At 52.4% G+C, this 2484-nt stretch carries 4 protein-coding genes; all 4 read right to left on the reverse strand.

Annotated features, from left to right (window positions below; translation table 11 throughout):
* Nucleotides 1–637 (reverse strand): hypothetical protein (locus D5S03_RS01145; protein WP_287042426.1); only part of this gene is annotated, 637 nt, incomplete at its 3' end.
* Nucleotides 638–934: 297 nt separating this feature from the next.
* Nucleotides 935–1285, reverse strand: coding sequence for an STAS domain-containing protein (locus D5S03_RS01150; protein WP_008870649.1), 351 nt, complete (start codon nt 1283–1285; stop codon nt 935–937).
* Nucleotides 1267–1680, reverse strand: a complete 414-nt coding sequence (locus D5S03_RS01155) for an ATP-binding protein (RefSeq protein WP_287042427.1) — start codon at nt 1678–1680, stop codon at nt 1267–1269. The genes D5S03_RS01150 and D5S03_RS01155 overlap by 19 nt, the downstream gene beginning before the upstream one ends.
* A 16-nt stretch (nt 1681–1696) precedes the next feature.
* Nucleotides 1697–2484, reverse strand: a 788-nt coding sequence (locus D5S03_RS01160) for a PP2C family protein-serine/threonine phosphatase (protein WP_287042428.1), incomplete at its 5' end; no start/stop codon positions are given.

Here is a 2484-nt window from a genome sequence, read left to right on the forward strand (position 1 = left end):
AGCCTTCCTGCTTTACAGACTGCATGAGCATCTCTGTCATTTCCCGGTCCAGGCCCAGTTCGTCCCCAAGCTCACTCCAGGTCAGACCAGACTCTTGAAAGCTATCTTTGAGTTTCTGAATTTTCTGCTCGCTTATCCCCTGCTCCCGAAGCATGGTTTTTACGGCGTCCATGTCCTCTTCAGATATTTTTTGATCCAGGCGTAGCCCTGCCGATTCGTACTTCCGGGAATCACCTTCACGGGAGGCATTTTTTACAGCCTGCATGAGCATCTCTGTCATTTCCTGGTCCAGACCCAGTTCATCCCCAAGCTCACTCCAGGTCAGACCGGATTCATTAAAACTCTCTTCAAGATTTTTTATTTCCTGCTCACTTACACCCTGCTGCCTGAGAAAATCCTTCACACCGGCAAATTCTTCCCGGCTGAGCTCCTGTTCATGGCGGCCTTCACCTGCATCAGGGAGTGGATTATAATCGGAAGGCAAAGGACTCTTGTTGTTCTGGGGGGACTGCAAAGCGTCCTGGAAAACGTCCCGGAAACCATCGTTGAACTCACCTCCGCCAAACCTGGAGGAGTTCATGCCCGGCAACAAGTCACCGGAAGATTGCGATATGTCCATAAGGGGAAAATTTTGCATGGTTGTTCTCCTTGGCAGGGAATATATCAATTCCTGTTCCACAATCAGGAGAACCAGGCAAAAAATCTTGCAGATGTATGGCTGAGACTTAAATCAAAACAAAAAACAGGTGACTGTTCACCTTGATAATGCTTTTGTCGGCTCGGTATCGGGATCAGTACCGAAAAGACAAGAGTGGGGAACAGATACTTGTTTCTTATAATCATCTTCACATTTCGCGCTTGACGCGAAGTGTGCAAAAAATTTCGCTTCTTTGATAAGGGGTGAAAAGGAAAGCTGAAAGGCAGGGCTGAGGGGCTAACTCTGCTCCAGGTTCAAGCTGCGGGAAATTTCTTCAAGGGAGGGATAGGTTGCAAACAGGTCCCAGAGATTGACCAGCTTCAGGGTCTTGATGACCTGTTCCGAGGGGTTCAGCAGGCAGAATTTTCGGCCTTCCTGCAGACTGCGGTTGTTCAGGGCGGTGACAAAGCCTATTCCGGCACTGTCCATAAAGGCCACCCCGGACAGGTCCAGGGCCATCACCTGCCAGGGACGGCTGAAAAGGTCTTCGAATTCTTTCTTGAGGTCATCCACGATCTCCATGGTCATCTCCCGGGAGATGTCCACTATGAGCATGTTGCCCTTATCCTCTATATGCACTCTTTCCATTGCTCCGGCTCAACTTTTTTGGTGAATGAAAAAATATTGCTGTCCTCTACCCGGGAATAATCAAAGGTATGCATCACCTGGCGCATTATGTAGATGCCCCGCCCGGATTCCTGGTTGTTATCCGGAAGGGTCCAGGGGCACTGAAACTCCCGGCCCCAGTCCCGTATCTGCAGGGCCACCTGGTCATATTCCACAATATCCAGCTTTATTTCAAGCTCCCCCGGCAGCCCCTGGTATGCATGAAGGGCCGCATTATTGCAGGACTCCGTCAGCACCAGCTCCAGGTCGAACAGTACATCAGAGGTTACAAATGTGTCCAGAAAAGACTTTACCGCCCGGGCGATCATCCTGGCCCGGCAGGGCGTGACTGTATCCTTGAGGATAAGCTGCAGCATCGCCACCTCCAGCCCCTTAAAGATTTGTCCTGACCCACAGGGCGGTGAGATCATCCCTGAACCAGACCCTGTCATTGCCTATACCCTTAAGCCTTTCCTTGAGCGCCTCCAGCCCGAAACAATCCTGGAGGATCATCTGCTGAACCTCGCTTCGAAACCTGTCCAGGCCCAGGATCTCCCCCGGGGCCGTCTCCCACTCATAGAAACCATCGGTGTACAAAAAGGCCTTGAGGCTTTGTTTAAAGGAGATCTCCCCTGCAGATATGTCTAAAGGAAAAATGCCCAGGGGCCTGCAATTGGGCTGAGCCTCGTGCATTATTTCCTGATCGGCCAGAAAGAACCCGGGGCAGTGCCCGGCATTGATATAAGAAAGAGTTCTCGCCCCAAGGTCCAGGTCGCAGGCCAGCAGGGTGACAAAATCAGCCTCGCCCCCCACTATCTGGCACAGATCGGTGTTTACGAAACCCACCACCTGCTCCAGGGGAAAATAGTTACGCCAGGACATGCGGAAAATGGCCCGTACAGTGTTCATGATGAAAGCGGCCCTGGCCCCGTGCCCGGAAACGTCAGCCACAACGAATCGCAGAGTGTCCGGACCTACAGGAAAAAAATCGTAATAATCCCCGCTGGCCCTCCCTGATGGCAGATACATCCAGTCCAGGTCAATCCCGGGAAACTCGAATCCGTCCCGGGGCAGCAGCCTGGCCTGAAGATCGGCTACCATGTCCATCTCCGCGGAAATGACGGAATAGGCCTTGCGCAGCTCTTCCAGGATGAACACCTGCCTCTTGGCCACCCTGACCC

It is taken from the genome of Desulfonatronospira sp. MSAO_Bac3 (assembly GCF_003838035.1).
GTDB lineage: Bacteria > Desulfobacterota > Desulfovibrionia > Desulfovibrionales > Desulfonatronovibrionaceae > Desulfonatronospira > Desulfonatronospira thiodismutans.

What these genes read in the sequence shown, in the direction of transcription:
- D5S03_RS01150 (WP_008870649.1), bottom strand. Translation starts at nt 1,285, where the DNA reads ATGGAAAGAGTGCATATAGAGGATAAGGGCAACATGCTCATAGTGGAC.
- D5S03_RS01155 (WP_287042427.1), bottom strand. Translation starts at nt 1,680, where the DNA reads ATGCTGCAGCTTATCCTCAAGGATACAGTCACGCCCTGCCGGGCCAGG.